Source organism: Pseudomonas sp. MSSRFD41 (assembly GCF_014230245.1).
Taxonomy (GTDB): domain Bacteria; phylum Pseudomonadota; class Gammaproteobacteria; order Pseudomonadales; family Pseudomonadaceae; genus Aquipseudomonas; species Aquipseudomonas piscis.
In genome coordinates this window covers 19,707-33,733 of sequence record NZ_JACKZK010000030.1, presented here as the reverse complement: position 1 = coordinate 33,733, position 14,027 = coordinate 19,707, and the positions used below count along the sequence as shown (strand labels likewise).

Sequence of the window (14,027 nt, the reverse complement as noted above, 5' to 3'; positions counted from 1 at the left end):
ACGCACAACAACGCACAATGGCTTTGCTGTTTTCGCATAGCCGAGCTGACCATGAATCCCAATACTCTTACTGAACAACTGGGGCTGTTTCTCGATGTGCTGGAAGCCGGCAGCTTCTCCGCCGCCGCCCGCCGCCATCCCCTGACCCCTTCGGCAGTGGCCCGGCGTATCGACGGCCTGGAAAAAGCCGTGGGCACCACGCTGTTCATGCGCACCACCCATGCCGTAGTGGCCACCGCGGCCGGCCTGGCATTCGCCGAGCGGGCCCGGCGCATCGTCGCCGAGCTGCAACTGGCCAGGGCCGAGGCGGCGTCCTTGAGCCATGCGCCGGAGGGGCTGATCCGCATCGATGCCCCCGCCGCCTTCGGCCGCCGCCACCTGGCCCCGGCCATCGCGGATTTCCTGATGCTGTATCCGGGCCTGGATGTACAACTGCACCTGATCGACAGCTTCGTCGACATGCAAGGCTCGCATCTGGGCAAGGTCGACCTGGTGCTGCGGGCCGGACAGCAGGTGGACACACGCATGGTAGCCACGACCCTGGCCAGCATCGTGCGGATCGCCTGTGCCAGCCCAACCTACTTGAAGAGCCGCGGCACCCCGGTCCACCCGGCCGAACTCGACCAGCATGATGGCCTGGACTGGGATGGCCTGGCTCCGTTGTTCGCCTGGCGCTTCGAACTCGACGGCCAACTGCAGAGCCATCGTCCACGGCGGATCCGCTTCAGTGCCAACAACGCCGAGGCCTTGCTGTCCGGGGCCCTGGCCGGCCTGGGCATCGCCCACCTGCCAACCTGGCTGGCCAGCGAACATCTGTTGCGCGGGGAACTGGTGCCGCTGTTCTGCAACAGCGGCTTGCCCAAGCCGGAAACCGCCGGCATCTATGCCTTGCGCATGGAGCAGCATCCCAACGCCCGCAGCCGCCTGCTGCTGGAATACCTCAAGAGCCGGTTCAGCCCCATTCCTCCATGGGACCTGGCCTTGCAGAGCGCCATGGGCTGAGCCCTGGCGATTTCATCTGGCGCATTAAAGATTCGCCCGCTAGATTCAGGACCATCAATGACCAAGGCTTCGACATGACCACCGAACGCGCCACCTCGCCCGCCTGCGATCCCCTGCTGTTGGACAACCAGCTGTGCTTCGCCCTGCATTCCACCTCATTGCTGATGACCAAGGTCTACAAGCCGCTGTTGCAGCGCCTGGGGCTGACTTATCCACAATACCTGGCGATGCTGGTGCTCTGGGAACGCGATGGGCTGACCGTCGGCGAAATCAGCCAGCGCCTGCTCACCGACCCCGGCTCCCTGACCCCTCTGCTCAAGCGCCTGGAGGCCGAGGGCCTGCTCAGCCGCACGCGCAGCCGTGAAGACGAACGAGTGGTGATCGTCGAATTGACCGAACAAGGCCGTGCCCTGCAAGCCCAGGCCCAGGCAATACCGCAATGCATTCTCGGGGCCAGCGGCCAGACGGTGGCGCAACTGCGCCAGTTGCAGGAAGACCTGCTGGCCTTGCGCCGTAATCTGCAAGAAAGCCTCTAGCCCTGCGCAGTGACTCCCGCCCCCATCTTGGGGCGGGTCTTTCGGTAAAAATTTATTTAATAATCAACTAGTTAGCTATTAATAGCGATCCATGGACGGCTTTACGCGAAAATTTATCTTGCGCACTAAATATTATCGCAATATATTTTCTCCAGATTATTTAGCGCACCAACAATTAGCACCCAAAAACCTGAACGAGGCTTTACACCATGCAGACTCTCTATACCGCAGTTGCAACCGCCACCGGTGGCCGTGACGGCCGTGCCGTTTCCAGCGACAACATCCTCGACGTCAAGTTGGCCACTCCCAAGGAGCTGGGTGGTGCGGGTGGACAGGCAACCAATCCGGAGCAGCTGTTCGCCGCCGGCTACTCGGCGTGCTTCATCGGCGCCTTGAAGTTCGTCGCCAGCCAGAGCAAGCGCAAGATTCCGGACAACGCCTCGATCACCGCCCATGTCGGCATCGGCCAGATCCCGGGCGGCTTCGGCCTGGACATCGACCTGCACGTCAATCTGCCCGGCCTGGCCCGGGATGAGGCACAAAGCCTGGTAGATGCCGCTCACCAGGTCTGCCCCTACTCCAACGCCACCCGCGGCAATGTCGATGTTCGCCTGCACGTAAGCGTCTGAAACGACGAATTGCAGGCACAAAAAAGCCCGACTCAAGGCCGGGCTTTTTCATCTACAAGAACGGGCCAGGTTTAAACCTTGGCGCGGCCTTTGTAAGAACCGCCTTCGCGGGTATCGATCTCGATCCAGTCGCCGATCTCGATGAAGTCGGCAACGCTCAGCTCGGTGCCGTTCTTCAGTTTGGCAGGCTTCATCACCTTGCCCGAAGTGTCGCCGCGAGCGGAACCTTCGGTGTAGTCGATCTGGCGCACGATGGTGGTCGGCAGGTCGACGGAAACCAGGCGGCCTTCGAAGAACACGGCTTCGCAGACGTCGGTCATGCCTTCTTCGATGAACGGCAGAACGGCCTCGATGTCCTCGGAGTTCAGCTCGTACATGGTGTAGTCAGTGGTGTCCATGAAGGTGTAGGAGTCACCGCTGATGAACGACAGGGTCGCTTCTTTGCGATCCAGGATCACGTCGTCCAGTTTGTCGTCCGCACCGTAAACGGTTTCGGTCTTGTAACCGGTCAGCAGGTTCTTCAGCTTGGTCTTCATGATCGCGCTGTTACGACCGGACTTGGTGAATTCAGCTTTCTGAACCAGCCAAGGATCGTTGTCGATACGGATCACGGTACCGGGTTTGAGTTCTTTACCAGTTTTCATTGCGAATATCCGAATTTGGATGGGATTTACAAAAATCTAGGCCGCGTATCATATCCAATTTAGGTAAAACTGCACCAGCGCCGCAGCAAGATCGGCCTGCAAGCCCTGTTCCAGGCACCATCGTTCGGCGTGCACGGCGATTTCCGGCCAGTGTTGCAGCAGCTTTTCCCAGGGGGCGGCCATCTGCCCCTCGGTGTTCCAGGCTCGCCACAAGGCCAGCACGGCCGCCCCGGCCTCGGCTGACAGCCCGCGGGTGTAGAGCGCGAGGAACGCCTCGAGTTTGTCCAGGTGGATGTCTTCGTCCTGGCGATAGATGTGCCAGAGCATCGGCCGCCCCGCCCATTGCGCCCGCACGAAAGAGTCTTCGCCCCGTACCGCGTTGAAATCGCAGCACCAGAGCAGGCGGTCATAATCTTCCTGGCGCACGAAAGGCAGGACCTGGAGCGTCAGCGATTGCCGGGCCAGCACGCTGCCCACGACCAAGGAGTCGACGCCCAGCCAGCGTTGCACATCACCGAGGATGCGCCCTTCGGGCACCAGTAAATGGGTGGGGCGGCGATCAGCGGCCAGGGCGTCCAGCCAATCGGCCAGGCCGGCATTTTCATAGGCGAACAGCGACATCAACCGGGCATCGCTGGCTGGCACTACCCCAAGCTGTCGAAGGAATGCCACCTGGGCCTGGGGGTCGGCCTGGAACGCCCGGCGTCGCTCCAGCAGGCCGTTCTCGCGCAGCAGCCCGCCGGTCTGCGCCTGGAATCCCGGGAAGAAGAAGTACTTCTGTACACCACGAAACTTCACCGAGGGCAGGCCATGGCAGCCTCCGACCCAGTCCTCGGCGCTCAGGTAATCCAGGTTCAACCACAAGGGCGCCCGTTCGCGATCGGCCATGGCTTCCATATAGGCATGAGGCAACTGGCAGGCGAACGCAGCGATCACCACATCGGCCGCGACTTCGGCTGACCACTGGGCCGGCCAATGCCGGACCTCGACCCCGTCCTGCTGCTGGCGGTCCTTGTCCATGTCGATCTCCGGACAGATCCGCTCGAAGGCGCGCAGGTCGTCGACCCACAAGCGCACGGCGCAACCATGTTCGGCCACCAACTGCCGGGCCAGACGCCAGGTCACGCCGATATCACCGTAGTTGTCGACCACGCTGCAAAAAATGTCCCAGGAGGCTTTCATTCCTGTCCCCAATTGGCAAAGGCGCCGATTGTCCGCATAAATGCCCCTGCGCAGAAGAGCCGACCTCGATTAATCTTCGTGCGACAATCAGCCCCCGTTCAACCTTGCCCGCCAGGAGGCAACCATGTCGCACCGTCCGCCCGCCCGCCGCCCATTGCGCATCGGCTTCAATGCCCTGGCGCTCAGTGCCAGTATCGCCCTGGGCCTGTGGCTGGGGTTCCTGGCGATCGCCCTGACCTGCTGGCTGGCCTCGCACTTTCTGTTCAGCCAGCAACTGGCGCCGGTGGCCCAGGCCGTGCAACAACTGGGCAAGCCCGCCGTGGCCGCCCCCGAACAGCCCAACCGCCTGTTCGAGCAATACCAGGAAAACCTGCGCAAGAACGAGGAACTGCAATCCCTGGAGAACGCTCGCAGCAACCCGCGCAACCTGTCCAACGCCAAGTGCCAGTTCTGGCTGCAGCAGGACCAGACCGCGCCGAGCGACAAGAGCCGGGCCAACGTCCTGCAATTCTGTAATTGACCATGAATAAACAGTCCGTCTACCCACTGATCCTGCAACAGCTCCAGGACGATCTGCAGATCGCCCTGCGAGCGGCGCAAACCGCCCACGAGACAGCGACCCACGAAGAGAACGTCGCCGAGAACAAGTACGACACCCTGGGGCTTGAGGCCGCGTACCTGGCCGCCGGTCAATCCAGGCGGGTCGAGGAAATCCGCCAGGCCCTGGGGCTCTGGCAGAACCTGGCCTTGCGCCCCGGCGATGGGCAATCGAGCATCCAGGTCGGGAGCCTGCTGGGCCTGGAAGATGAGCGCGGGCGCGAACAGTGGCTGTTCCTCGGGCCCGACGGAGCGGGGCTGAAGGTCCAGGTGGTCGGCCAGACGGTGACGGTGATCACTCCACGCTCGCCCATGGGCCAGGGCCTTCTGGGCAAGTTCGAGGGTGATGAAGTGGAAATCGTGGTTGCCGGCACCCGGCAACGGTTCACTGTCACCGAGGTGCGCTAGGCCGGCGGGAAATCAGTGGACCGGTAGCTCGACGCCGTCGAACAGCTCTTCCAGTTCTTGCTTGTTATGGCACTGGATGGCCTTGGCCATGACTTCGCGAGTCAGGTGCGGGGCGAACTTCTCGATGAAGTCGCACATGAAGCCGCGCAGGAAGGTACCGCGACGGAAACCGATCTTGGTGATGCTCGACTCGAACAGCTCGCTGGCATCCAGTACCACCAGGTCGCTGTCGAGCTTGGTATCCACGGCCATCTTGGCCACGATGCCCACGCCCAGGCCCAGGCGCACATAAGTCTTGATCACGTCGGCGTCGGCGGCGGTGAATACCACCTTGGGCGTCAGGCCGCGATGGCTGAAGGCTTCGTCGAGCTTGGAGCGGCCAGTGAAGCCGAACACGTAGGTCACGATCGGGTATTCGGCCAGGGTCTCGAGGGTCAGCTTCGGCAGCTTGGTCAACGGATGGCCCAGGGGCACGACCACGCAGCGGTTCCAGCGGTAGCACGGCATCATCACCAGGTCACCGAACAGCTCCAGCGCCTCGGTGGCGATGGCGAAGTCCACGGTACCGTCGGCGGCCATCTCGGCGATCTGCATAGGCGAGCCCTGATGCATGTGCAGGGCCACATCCGGGTACTGCTTGATGAAGCTGCTGATCACCGGAGGCAGGGCGTAACGCGCCTGGGTATGGGTGGTGGCGATGGACAGGGTGCCCTTCTTCTCGTTGGAGAACTCCTGGGCGATCTGCTTGATGCTCTCGACCTTGCGCAGGATCTCGCCAGCGGTGTTGATGATTCGCTCACCCGCCGGGGTCACGCGGGTCAGGTGCTTGCCACTGCGGGCGAAGACCTCGACGCCCAGTTCGTCCTCGAGCAGGCGAATCTGCTTGCTGATACCCGGTTGCGAGGTGTAGAGGCTTTGGGCGGTAGCGGAAACGTTGAGGTCGTGGTGCGCCACTTCCCAGATGTAGCGCAATTGTTGAAGCTTCATATCAATCCCTCAAAGCAGGTAGGCGCCACGGGTATCAGCGACGGTATATAACTATATTAATGGTCAGGAGAATAAATCTAGAACTTTTCTTCAGAATTTTCCATTTCATCCTCAGGCATCGCCCTGGCGTCGCCGCTGCATCAGGGGGACCAGGTAAACCGGTACTTTGGCCAGTTGCAAGACCCGCGCGGCGGTGCGGCCCAATGGCGTTTGCGCCCCCACCCCATGGCTGTGACTTCCTACAATCAACAGATCCACCGAGAGTTTCGCCGTCTGCTCGAGTATCACCTGCGAGGGGTCTCCTTGCAGGACACGCACCGACTGGATCAGGGTCAGGTCCTGCATGCCCTCCCCCAGCTCTTCGCGAAAACTGTCCAGCACCCGCTGCTCGATATTGGCCATCACCGTGTTCAGCCCCTGGCGATGGAACTCGTTCAGCGACTGCTCGTCCAGATAGCTCTGCAATACCGACTCGGCGAACAGCCCCATGGGTTCGACGGCGTGCACCACGTGTAGGTCGGCATTGAACGTTCGAGCCAGTTCCAGGGCGTGCTGCATCACATAGGGGGCGTACACGCCGAGGTCAGTGGCATACAGCATCGAACGAATCATACGACCTCCTCAACTGCCAATCTGGGCGGAGATTGATTCAGCTTAGCAGTGCCTGGAGGTGTGCGAGCCCCGGATTCCGGGGGGCTCAGGCCTTGGCTTGGTTACTGATGCCATGGGGCACGTGACCGGTGGCCACCACCTCTCGCGCCAGCTCGCAGTGACCGGCCTGGTCGTCGAAAAACACATCGGCGGCGAAGGCCTCGAGGAAGGCGGCCTTTTCCAGGCCACCGAGAAAGAGCGACTCGTCGAGGCGGATATTCCACTCGCGCAAAGTCCGGATCACCCGTTCGTGGGCCGGGGCCGAACGCGCGGTGACCAGCGCCGTCCGGATCGGGCAGGCATCGCCGGGGAACTCGCCCTGGAGCAGGTTGAGCGCCGCCAGGAAGCCCTTGAACGGCCCACCCGGCAGAGGCTCGCGGGCCGACTGGCGCTCGCTGGCCTGGAACGCCTCCAGACCGCCGGATTGATAGATGCGCTCCGATTCATCGGAAAACAGTACCGCGTCACCATCGAAGGCAATGCGCAGCTCGCCGTTCTCGGCCCGCCGCGTGCCACCGGAAAGAATGGTCGCCGCGGCGAAACCGGCCTCCAGCGCACTGCGCACATCCTCGGCATGGGTGGAAAGAAACAGGTCGCTGCCAAAGGCCGCCAGGTAAGGATAGGGGCTGCGCCCGCCCACGAAGGCTGCTCGGGAAATACCCAGGTCGTAGTGCTGGATCGAGTTGAACACTCGCAGGCCCGTGTCGGCGCTGTTGCGTGACACCAGCACCACCTCGACCCGCGCCCGCCCCAGGCTGGCATTCAGGCTCAAGAGTTTCTTGACCAGGGGAAAGGCATCCCCGGGCTCGAGGATCTCCTCCTCGTGCTCGATCTGGTACTGCCGGTAGGCCTCCACCCCCTGGGCCAGGTAGACCTTATGGCTGTCACTCAGGTCGAACAGCGCCCGCGAAGAGATCGCTACCACCAGTTTGCCGTCCAGTCCCTTTGCCATATTCGCTCCTGGTCAGGTGATGACCAGCCTCAGGCCGGATGCCGATCGATGAACCCCAGGGCCTGGTACAACGCCCGGATCTTCGGCAGTTCGCAACCCGCTGCCTGCGCGGCAGCCAGCGGAGCAGCATAGATGGCCTCGAGCTCCAACGGACGTCGGTGCAGGAAATCATGGTACATGCTGGGCCAATAGTCGGGCATAACCTCGGTGGACTTGAACAACTGCTGGGCATAGGCCTCCGGAATGGCGTAGCCGCAGGCCGCAGCTCCCTGCAATACCTCTCGCATCAAGTCCTGGATCAACTGCCGGCAGTCCGGGTCGGCCATCAGCGGCGTGGTACTCGCCCGCAGCAGCACCGACAAGCCGTTGTACGGCACGTTCCACACCAGCTTCTGCCAACGCGCCTGCTGCAGGTTGCCCATGGCCTGGGAATCGATCCCGGCTTCACGGAACAACCCGGCCCCCTCCTCGACGATCGCCTGGCGCAGTGCCGGGTCGCCGGCGGGACCGCTGTGATAGCCCAGGTTCACGGCGCCAAGGGCCTGATGCTCGATCTGCCCGGGGCCGGCACGATGGACACAGATGAAGCACAAGCCGCCCAATAGATGCAGCGAGTCGGGCAAAGCACCACGCAACTGGTCTTCGACACCCAGGCCATTCTGCAACAACAGGACCCTGGCTCCCGGGGCGGCCGCCTGGATGATCGCCGGTGCCAGTTGCAAGTTGCTGGTGGTCTTGGCGCCCACCAGCAGCCAATCGCAAGGCGGCATCTGCTCGGCGCGGGCGTAGGCCTGCACTGGATCGAGGGTCAAGGTGCCATGTACCGCGCTGGTCAAGCGCAGCCCGTGTTCGACGACGGCCGAAAATTCACTGCGCAATAGAAAGTGCACGTCGAAACCGGCACGGGCCAGCAGCAACCCATAAAAACCGCCGATCGCCCCGGACCCGATAATGCCCACACGCGGCTTGCGAACTGCATCCATCACGGCAACTCCTCTGGTAATCGTTCAAGCGCCTGATCCAGGCCCAGGGCAAGCTCTCCAGCCGTCAGCCGCGATTCTATGCCCCCATGAAACCGAGCATCGCGCACCACGAACAATGCTGGAAGGTGGAACACCTGGTAACGCTCCACCGCGCCGCCATTGTCACCGGCATCGATCCAGCACAGACGATCGACCGGCAAATCCAGCCTGGGTAACTGCTGCCGTGCCCAACGGCAGGCGGAACAGCCGGGGCTGGTGAAGATCACCAGGGAAACCCCCGACAGCCCCAGCAAGGTCTGGTCGACGTCGAAATCGGTCAGCTCCAATTGGGCCACTATACTTCGGGAAACACTGTCAGTTGGACGACACTCGGAGTCTGCGGTCATGGGACGGTTTCTGCCTCATCCTGATGATGTTCCGGTTGAATTGACCCTGCGCAAGCATGCCTGCATTTCGCGCCAGCGGCTGCACACTATCAGCCTCGGCGGCATGGCCTGCAATTACCATCGCGCCTGGCGTCGCGGCACCGCGCTTGAAGTGCACATGCCGACCCTGGGTGAGAATGCCCGCTATAACGGCTATGTGGCCTGGTGCCTGAAGCGCAAGCGTGGCTACCTGGTGGGCATCGCCTTCGTCGACGAACAGACGCTGTTCGGCGCACGCATGAGTGAACAGGTTTGCCAGATCGCTCGCTACTGTCGCCTGCACGAGCCCCAGAGCGAACAGCAATGTATCGAGGCACTGGCCCTGGACTGGGTCGAGCGCCACGCGCAGGATTATTCCGAGGATCGGGTACACCAGGCCTTCATACAGCCATAGCCCCATAAAACCGCGCCCTGCCCATTGTCGAGCCCCCGGGTAACGCGCTAAGGTTCGGCTCCCCGACGCGCCCAAATCCGCTGTGCTCCGCCGCTCTCGGGGATCGCTGGCGGCCGGCATCCGTGACCTGACGAGTAACACGATGGCTGATTTACCGATCAACGACCTTAACGTCGCCTCCAACGAGACCCTGATCACTCCCGATCAACTCAAGCGAGACATTCCGCTGAGCGACACCGCCTTGCGCACCGTGACCCGCGGTCGCGAAGTGATCCGCAACATCCTCGATGGCACTGATCACCGTCTGTTCATCGTCATCGGGCCTTGCTCGATCCACGATATCAAGGCGGCCCATGAGTACGCCGAACGGCTCAAGGCCCTGGCCGCCGAAGTTTCCGACACCCTCTACCTGGTCATGCGGGTGTACTTCGAGAAACCTCGTACCACCGTTGGCTGGAAAGGCCTGATCAACGACCCCTACCTGGACGACTCGTTCAAGATCCAGGACGGCCTGCACATCGGCCGCCAGCTGTTGCTGGACCTGGCTGAAATGGGCCTGCCTACGGCCACCGAAGCCCTGGACCCGATCTCCCCGCAATATCTGCAGGACCTGATCAGCTGGTCGGCCATCGGCGCGCGCACCACCGAATCCCAGACCCACCGCGAGATGGCTTCCGGCCTGTCCTCGGCAGTGGGGTTCAAGAATGGCACCGATGGCGGCCTGACCGTCGCGATCAACGCCCTGCAATCGGTTTCCAGCCCACACCGCTTCCTGGGGATCAACCCAGAGGGCGGCGTGTCCATCGTCACCACCAAGGGTAACGCCTACGGCCACGTGGTCCTGCGGGGCGGCAACGGCAAGCCGAACTACGATTCGGTCAGCGTCGCGGTCTGCGAGCAGGCCCTGAACAAGGCCAAGGTCAAGCCGAACATCATGATCGACTGCAGCCACGCCAACTCCAACAAGGACCCGGCGCTGCAGCCGCTGGTGATGGAAAACGTCGCCAACCAGATTCTCGAGGGCAACCAGTCGATCATCGGCTTGATGGTAGAGAGCCACCTGAACTGGGGTTGCCAGGCGATTCCCAAGGATCTGTCGGAGCTGCAATACGGCGTGTCGATCACCGATGCCTGCATCGATTGGGAAAGCACCGAGAAGACCTTGCGCAGCATGCATGCCAAGCTCAAGGATGTCCTGCCGCAACGCCAGCGCAGCTGATATTCGCCAGATACGAAAACGCCGGGCCAAAGCCCGGCGTTTTTCATTATCACACTGGTCAGAGTTTTGCTGCGTGGCGCTGGTGGCGCTCCATGTAGCGCTCCACATACGAGCAGGACGGGATCACTGTGTAGCCCATGCGATCGGCATACTCCAGGGCCTGCTCGGTCAGCGCCGCGGCGATGCCACGCCCCCGCAGGGCGTTAGGCACGAAAGTGCGGTAGATATCCAGGGTCTGCTTACCCAGGTCCATATAGGTCAGGTAGGCACGATGACCGTCCACATTGGTCTCGAACTGATGACCAACCTGGTCATGGTGGATGGACAACGCCTCGCTCATCACTACTCCTTGCGGGTCTGAAATGCCGACCCCTACCTTACCGATGTTTTTCCGGCGAAGGAACAACTTACGCCACCTCGTGCCTGTCGGTCGCCGAGTAGAAGCTTGCACCAGAAGCACGTTACAAAATATTAGGCGCCCTTGGCATGAATGCTCAAGCCATACCCGTCACAGATCAGCACAAAAGGACCTGGCGAGCGCTTGCCGTCCCCTGCCCTGGTTCAAGATACCTGGCAGTCATACATCGCCGGATGCTGAAACTTAAGACGAAGCAGCGCTCTTAAAGTCACCGCCGGTAGACATAAAGAGCTCGCTCGAAATCTGCACAAAAGTGTCATCGGCACAATATAGACCGACTTTAGTCTAGCGCCCGAAACTGCACCTGGAAAAATTCCCGGATCAATGCTGGCAAACAAGCAGCACTCCTGCCCGCCAAAGCCTCTGCGTTGAATATTTTTTATCCAACCGGTTTGTAGAGTTGCTCGAAAAAGATTCACCGCCTAGAATTTTTTTTGCTTCTTGCGCTACGTCAGTTTACTTACTACAAGTAATGGGTAGTATGTACGCCGGCTATTTCCTCGCTCTGAGGTGGATAGCTACTAATAGAAAGTCCTTGAAGGGGAACACGATGAACAACGTTCTGAAATTCTCTGCTCTGGCTCTGGCCGCAGTTCTGGCTACCGGTTGCAGCAGCGTATCCAAAGAAACCGAAGCTCGTCTGACTGCTACTGAAGACGCAGCAGCTCGTGCTCAGGCTCGTGCAGACGAAGCCTATCGTAAAGCTGATGAAGCTCTGGCTGCTGCTCAAAAAGCACAACAGACTGCTGACGAAGCTAACGAGCGCGCTCTGCGTATGCTGGAAAAAGCTAGCCGCAAGTAATAGTCCCTCGGGATTGTTATCGAGCCGATCCAATTTTTTGGGTCGGCTTTTTTATTGCCTGGCTTTTGCCTCGGCAATAAAAAACCCGCCGCAGCCAACAGGCCGCGGCGGGTTCTCTTGAGCCGCTTACTGCGGCATTTCAAAAGGTGTGCTGGACAACGATGTCGCGGGGGCAGCCGATGGCACGGCAATCTCCACCGGCAGGCCATCTTCGGCTGCTACTACATCGCGTACCACATCCCAGTTCATACGCAGGTTGTTAGCCAGGTCTTCGCGCTTGAGCAAGGCGTTGATTACAGCGGTGTGCTTGTCGACCACCGAAGGATTGCCTTTATCATCCAATGGCGTATGAGCCTCAAGATAGACTTTACCGGCACTGATACCGAACTTGTACGGTTCATTGATGATACGCACGGAAGTTCCCACCGGGACCATACCGGCCATTTGCAATACGTTGTTGTTGAGCATGCGGAAACAACCATGGCTGGTGCGCATGCCAATACCGAACTTCTTGTTCGAACCATGAATCAGGTAGCCAGGCGTACCCAGGGTGAACTTGAATGGCCCCAGGGGGTTATCCGGCCCTGCCGGCACCACGCCAGGCAGCGGATCGCCATCGGCAGCGTGTTCCGCTCTGATCGAGGCAGGCGGCGTCCAGGTCGGGTTCGGCGTCTTGGCGGTGATACTGGTATGCGCGATCGGCGACCCCCAGCCTTCCCGACCGATCCCCAGCGGGAAGGTGTAGACCACGCTGCGCCCCTTTGGAAAGTAATACAACCGGTACTCCGCCAGGTTGATCACGATTCCTTCGCGCGGCCCCGGAGGCAGGATGAAGCGGGTGGGCAGAATCACCTCGGTACCCGCCCCAGGCAACCAGGGGTCGACTCCCGGGTTGGCTGCCACCATCTCCAGGTAACCCAGGTCGTTGGCCGTGCCCAGGTCGGCGAAGGTGTCTTCGTACTTGGCCTTGATCACCTGTACCTGGCCAACGACATCTTCACCGGGCGGAGGCAGGGGGAACTCCAATGCGGCAACGGGACCGGCCACACACAGTGCGGCAAGTGATAGGCAACGGGTGAGGACAGGGAGGCGCGGCAACATCCGGATAATCCTTCGCATGTACAACCAATGAAAGAAACACGATTGTACACCCCGCCCCAAGGCTCCGGGAGCCAGGCCGAGGGAGACAAGCGCACATATGCAATCCCTGCCGAAACGGCTCGCTAGCGGCCGCCTACAACTCGAAGCGTAGCTCGGGCCAGATCGGCGGAGTCCCACGCTTCTGCGATTCCAGGATCGCCCGGCACAGGGGACAGAGCCGTTGGTCCTGGAAAATCGTCCTGTCCACGCTCGACCAACGCGGTTGCGCCGGCAGCAACGTGCCGCACAAGGTACGGTCGGCGGAACCGCCCAACTCCAGCTGGCGCGTCACCAGGTGCACCCTGACCTCCTGACAAGCGAACAGGTCAAGCTGTTCATCAGGCTCGATCAGTTGGTAGGCAAACAGGGACCAGGCGGGACGCGGCATCGGGGGCTCCAAATCGGGGGCGCAACATTAGCCGAAACACCGCCGCTAGAAAAGCGTCAAAGCAGCGGTTTTAGCGTCGGCCAGACATTTTCCAGCAACTTGGGCTGGGCCGCTGCCGCCGGGTGCAGACCGTCCGCTTGCATCATTTCCGGGTGACCGCCGACCCCCTCCAGGAAAAACGGCACCAGGGCCACCTTCTTGTCGCTGGCCAGTTGGCCATAGACCTTGGCGAAGGCCTGGGTATAGCGCACGCCGTAGTTGGGTGGTAGCTGCATGCCCAGGAGCAGCACCTTGGCCCCCACGGCCTGGGCACTGTCGATCATCGAGGCAAGATTTTGTTGCAATTGCTGGGGGGGCTGGCCCCGCAGGCCGTCATTGCCGCCAAGTTCGAGCACCACCACCTGGGGCTTGTGCTCCGCGAGCAGCGCTGGCAGGCGCGCCTGGCCTCCGGCACTGGTATCGCCGCTGACCGAGGCATTGACCACCCTGGCGCCCAACCCCTGGTCGTCGAGGCGTTTTTCCAGCAGGGCTACCCAACCTTGGCGGGTATCCAGGCCGAAAGCCGCACTGATACTATCGCCCACGATCAGGACCGTTCCCGCCGCTGCGTTCTGGACCATGCACATCAAGGCCAGGCCGGCACTCAAAAACCATACACGCATCGGATTCT

The 14,027-nt window shown here is 61.3% G+C and carries 19 protein-coding genes; 8 read left to right on the top strand and 11 right to left on the bottom strand.

What is annotated here, in order from left to right; translation table 11 throughout:
* Window positions 1-51 precede the first annotated feature (51 nt).
* The 3 genes from H7A76_RS28600 to H7A76_RS28590 all read left to right on the top strand — a co-directional run bounded on the left by H7A76_RS28600 (window position 52) and on the right by H7A76_RS28590 (window position 2,167).
* Window positions 52-1,002, top strand: coding sequence for a LysR family transcriptional regulator (locus H7A76_RS28600; RefSeq protein ID WP_185701628.1), 951 nt, complete (start codon window positions 52-54; stop codon window positions 1,000-1,002).
* A gap of 74 nt (window positions 1,003-1,076) precedes the next feature.
* Entirely contained in the window at window positions 1,077-1,538 is a 462-nt protein-coding gene (locus H7A76_RS28595; RefSeq protein ID WP_185701627.1) for a MarR family winged helix-turn-helix transcriptional regulator, read from the top strand.
* Window positions 1,539-1,747: 209 nt separating this feature from the next.
* Window positions 1,748-2,167 carry an organic hydroperoxide resistance protein gene (locus H7A76_RS28590; protein ID WP_152898801.1) on the top strand — a complete coding sequence of 140 codons (420 nt, stop codon included), beginning with the start codon at window positions 1,748-1,750 and terminating at the stop codon, window positions 2,165-2,167.
* Window positions 2,168-2,238: 71 nt separating this feature from the next.
* On the opposite strand, the gene H7A76_RS28585 is transcribed toward H7A76_RS28590, so the two are convergent.
* Entirely contained in the window at window positions 2,239-2,811 is a 573-nt protein-coding gene (locus H7A76_RS28585; protein ID WP_053133142.1) for an elongation factor P, read from the bottom strand.
* 48 nt (window positions 2,812-2,859) lie between these two features.
* On the bottom strand, window positions 2,860-3,993 hold the full coding sequence (gene earP / locus H7A76_RS28580; protein ID WP_185701626.1) for an elongation factor P maturation arginine rhamnosyltransferase EarP: 1,134 nt from the start codon (window positions 3,991-3,993) through the stop codon (window positions 2,860-2,862).
* A 124-nt stretch (window positions 3,994-4,117) separates the two neighbouring features.
* Between earP and H7A76_RS28575 the strand changes: the two genes are divergently transcribed.
* Entirely contained in the window at window positions 4,118-4,513 is a 396-nt protein-coding gene (locus H7A76_RS28575) for a hypothetical protein (protein ID WP_185701625.1), read from the top strand.
* Between the two features lie 2 nt (window positions 4,514-4,515).
* Window positions 4,516-4,998: a GreA/GreB family elongation factor gene (locus tag H7A76_RS28570; protein WP_185701624.1), complete on the top strand. Its 483-nt coding sequence runs from the start codon at window positions 4,516-4,518 to the stop codon at window positions 4,996-4,998.
* Window positions 4,999-5,010: 12 nt separating this feature from the next.
* Here H7A76_RS28570 and cysB read toward each other — a convergent pair whose 3' ends face one another.
* From cysB to H7A76_RS28545, 5 genes are all read right to left on the bottom strand, one after another.
* Window positions 5,011-5,985, bottom strand: a complete 975-nt coding sequence (cysB, locus tag H7A76_RS28565; RefSeq protein WP_185701623.1) for an HTH-type transcriptional regulator CysB — start codon at window positions 5,983-5,985, stop codon at window positions 5,011-5,013.
* 111 nt (window positions 5,986-6,096) lie between these two features.
* Window positions 6,097-6,597, bottom strand: coding sequence for a universal stress protein (locus tag H7A76_RS28560; protein WP_185701622.1), 501 nt, complete (start codon window positions 6,595-6,597; stop codon window positions 6,097-6,099).
* An 85-nt stretch (window positions 6,598-6,682) separates the two neighbouring features.
* The gene (locus H7A76_RS28555) at window positions 6,683-7,588 is read right to left on the bottom strand and encodes a 5'-nucleotidase (RefSeq protein WP_185701621.1); all 906 of its coding nucleotides are present in this window, start codon (window positions 7,586-7,588) and stop codon (window positions 6,683-6,685) included.
* A 29-nt stretch (window positions 7,589-7,617) separates the two neighbouring features.
* Window positions 7,618-8,571, bottom strand: coding sequence for a putative 2-dehydropantoate 2-reductase (locus tag H7A76_RS28550; protein WP_185701620.1), 954 nt, complete (start codon window positions 8,569-8,571; stop codon window positions 7,618-7,620).
* On the bottom strand, window positions 8,571-8,957 hold the full coding sequence (locus tag H7A76_RS28545) for a thioredoxin family protein (protein ID WP_185701619.1): 387 nt from the start codon (window positions 8,955-8,957) through the stop codon (window positions 8,571-8,573). Before H7A76_RS28545 ends, H7A76_RS28550 begins: the two co-directional genes overlap by 1 nt.
* Between H7A76_RS28545 and H7A76_RS28540 the strand changes: the two genes are divergently transcribed.
* Complete coding sequence (locus H7A76_RS28540; RefSeq protein ID WP_152898796.1) at window positions 8,956-9,390, top strand: PilZ domain-containing protein; 435 nt, start codon at window positions 8,956-8,958, stop codon at window positions 9,388-9,390. The two genes, H7A76_RS28545 and H7A76_RS28540, sit on opposite strands and share 2 nt — an antisense overlap.
* 142 nt (window positions 9,391-9,532) lie before the next feature.
* Complete coding sequence (locus tag H7A76_RS28535) at window positions 9,533-10,609, top strand: 3-deoxy-7-phosphoheptulonate synthase (RefSeq protein WP_185701618.1); 1,077 nt, start codon at window positions 9,533-9,535, stop codon at window positions 10,607-10,609.
* 58 nt (window positions 10,610-10,667) lie between these two features.
* On the opposite strand, the gene H7A76_RS28530 is transcribed toward H7A76_RS28535, so the two are convergent.
* On the bottom strand, window positions 10,668-10,949 hold the full coding sequence (locus tag H7A76_RS28530) for a GNAT family N-acetyltransferase (protein WP_022640086.1): 282 nt from the start codon (window positions 10,947-10,949) through the stop codon (window positions 10,668-10,670).
* Window positions 10,950-11,577: 628 nt separating this feature from the next.
* On the opposite strand from H7A76_RS28530, the gene oprI reads away from it, so the two are divergent.
* Window positions 11,578-11,829 carry an outer membrane lipoprotei OprI gene (oprI, locus tag H7A76_RS28525; RefSeq protein WP_003448337.1) on the top strand — a complete coding sequence of 84 codons (252 nt, stop codon included), beginning with the start codon at window positions 11,578-11,580 and terminating at the stop codon, window positions 11,827-11,829.
* 126 nt (window positions 11,830-11,955) lie between these two features.
* Here oprI and H7A76_RS28520 read toward each other — a convergent pair whose 3' ends face one another.
* The 3 genes from H7A76_RS28520 to H7A76_RS28510 form a co-directional block, all read right to left on the bottom strand.
* On the bottom strand, window positions 11,956-12,930 hold the full coding sequence (locus tag H7A76_RS28520; protein WP_185701617.1) for a L,D-transpeptidase family protein: 975 nt from the start codon (window positions 12,928-12,930) through the stop codon (window positions 11,956-11,958).
* A 133-nt stretch (window positions 12,931-13,063) separates the two neighbouring features.
* Entirely contained in the window at window positions 13,064-13,357 is a 294-nt protein-coding gene (locus H7A76_RS28515) for a hypothetical protein (protein ID WP_007931378.1), read from the bottom strand.
* Between the two features lie 56 nt (window positions 13,358-13,413).
* On the bottom strand, window positions 13,414-14,019 hold the full coding sequence (locus H7A76_RS28510; RefSeq protein ID WP_185701616.1) for an arylesterase: 606 nt from the start codon (window positions 14,017-14,019) through the stop codon (window positions 13,414-13,416).
* Window positions 14,020-14,027: the final 8 nt, after the last annotated feature.

Excerpts from the sequence above, each read along its gene's own strand:
- H7A76_RS28540 (WP_152898796.1), top strand. The coding sequence starts at position 8,956 with ATGGGACGGTTTCTGCCTCATCCTGATGATGTTCCGGTTGAATTGACC.
- H7A76_RS28575 (WP_185701625.1), top strand. The coding sequence starts at position 4,118 with ATGTCGCACCGTCCGCCCGCCCGCCGCCCATTGCGCATCGGCTTCAAT.
- H7A76_RS28590 (WP_152898801.1), top strand. The coding sequence starts at position 1,748 with ATGCAGACTCTCTATACCGCAGTTGCAACCGCCACCGGTGGCCGTGAC.
- H7A76_RS28570 (WP_185701624.1), top strand. The coding sequence starts at position 4,516 with ATGAATAAACAGTCCGTCTACCCACTGATCCTGCAACAGCTCCAGGAC.
- cysB (WP_185701623.1), bottom strand. The coding sequence starts at position 5,985 with ATGAAGCTTCAACAATTGCGCTACATCTGGGAAGTGGCGCACCACGAC.
- H7A76_RS28545 (WP_185701619.1), bottom strand. The coding sequence starts at position 8,957 with ATGACCGCAGACTCCGAGTGTCGTCCAACTGACAGTGTTTCCCGAAGT.
- H7A76_RS28600 (WP_185701628.1), top strand. The coding sequence starts at position 52 with ATGAATCCCAATACTCTTACTGAACAACTGGGGCTGTTTCTCGATGTG.
- H7A76_RS28535 (WP_185701618.1), top strand. The coding sequence starts at position 9,533 with ATGGCTGATTTACCGATCAACGACCTTAACGTCGCCTCCAACGAGACC.
- H7A76_RS28595 (WP_185701627.1), top strand. The coding sequence starts at position 1,077 with ATGACCACCGAACGCGCCACCTCGCCCGCCTGCGATCCCCTGCTGTTG.
- H7A76_RS28560 (WP_185701622.1), bottom strand. The coding sequence starts at position 6,597 with ATGATTCGTTCGATGCTGTATGCCACTGACCTCGGCGTGTACGCCCCC.
- H7A76_RS28510 (WP_185701616.1), bottom strand. The coding sequence starts at position 14,019 with ATGCGTGTATGGTTTTTGAGTGCCGGCCTGGCCTTGATGTGCATGGTC.
- H7A76_RS28550 (WP_185701620.1), bottom strand. The coding sequence starts at position 8,571 with ATGGATGCAGTTCGCAAGCCGCGTGTGGGCATTATCGGGTCCGGGGCG.
- H7A76_RS28520 (WP_185701617.1), bottom strand. The coding sequence starts at position 12,930 with ATGTTGCCGCGCCTCCCTGTCCTCACCCGTTGCCTATCACTTGCCGCA.
- H7A76_RS28515 (WP_007931378.1), bottom strand. The coding sequence starts at position 13,357 with ATGCCGCGTCCCGCCTGGTCCCTGTTTGCCTACCAACTGATCGAGCCT.
- oprI (WP_003448337.1), top strand. The coding sequence starts at position 11,578 with ATGAACAACGTTCTGAAATTCTCTGCTCTGGCTCTGGCCGCAGTTCTG.
- H7A76_RS28555 (WP_185701621.1), bottom strand. The coding sequence starts at position 7,588 with ATGGCAAAGGGACTGGACGGCAAACTGGTGGTAGCGATCTCTTCGCGG.
- earP (WP_185701626.1), bottom strand. The coding sequence starts at position 3,993 with ATGAAAGCCTCCTGGGACATTTTTTGCAGCGTGGTCGACAACTACGGT.
- H7A76_RS28530 (WP_022640086.1), bottom strand. The coding sequence starts at position 10,949 with ATGAGCGAGGCGTTGTCCATCCACCATGACCAGGTTGGTCATCAGTTC.
- H7A76_RS28585 (WP_053133142.1), bottom strand. The coding sequence starts at position 2,811 with ATGAAAACTGGTAAAGAACTCAAACCCGGTACCGTGATCCGTATCGAC.